Genomic DNA, 880 nt, shown 5'->3' on the forward strand with positions numbered 1-880 from the left:
GGCCACGGCGAGTGAGCACTCACCCGACCGCAACGCCTGCGCCGCCCAGTGCAACGCCACCAACGACGACGAACACGCCGTGTCCACCGTCACCGCCGGCCCCTCGAACCCGAACGTGTACGCCACACGGCCGGAAGCGATGCTGGGAGCGCTGCCGTTGCTGCGGAAGCCTTCGTACTGCTCGTCGGTGAGCATGTTGCCGTAGTCGTTGTACATGACGCCGGCGAAGACGCCGGTGCGGCTGCCCCGCAGCGACACCGGATCCATCCCGGCCCGCTCGATCGCCTCCCACGTCGTCTCCAGCAGCAGACGCTGCTGCGCGTCCGTCGCCACCGCCTCCCGCGGACTCATCCCGAAGAAGTCCGCGTCGAAGGCGCCCGCGTCGTGCAGGAAACCGCCGGCCTTGGTGTAGCTGGTGCCCGAGGCCTCGCGGTCGGGGTTGTAGAGGACGTCGGCGTCCCAGCCGCGGTTGACGGGGAACTCGGTCACGGCGTCGACGCCGTCGGAGACCAGCCGCCACAGATCCTCCGGCGAGGACACCCCACCCGGATAACGGCACGCCATCCCCACGATCACCACCGGATCGTCCGCCACCGACGGCAACGACCCCACCGGCACCACCGCGGCCGGCTCCACCACACCGAACAACTCGTCCAGCAGATAACCCACCAGGGCATTCGCCGTCGGATAGTCGAACACCACCGTCGCCGGCAGCCGCAACCCGGTCGCCTTGCCCAACCGGTTCCGCAGCTCCACCGCCGTCAGCGAGTCGAAACCCAGGTCCTGGAACGCACGCCCCGGATCCACCGTCTGCGCACCCGCATGACCCAGCACCACCGCGATCTGACCCCGCACCAGATCCAGCAGCACCTCACGCCGC

General features: G+C 69.5%; 1 protein-coding gene. It reads right to left on the reverse strand.

Annotated elements, in window-relative coordinates:
• Nucleotides 1-880, reverse strand: an 880-nt coding sequence (locus IH50_RS38350) for an acyl carrier protein (protein ID WP_199822200.1), incomplete at both ends; no start/stop codon positions are given.

Origin of the sequence: Streptomyces sp. NRRL S-37, assembly GCF_000721605.1 — a bacterium.
Classification (GTDB): domain Bacteria; phylum Actinomycetota; class Actinomycetes; order Streptomycetales; family Streptomycetaceae; genus Streptomyces.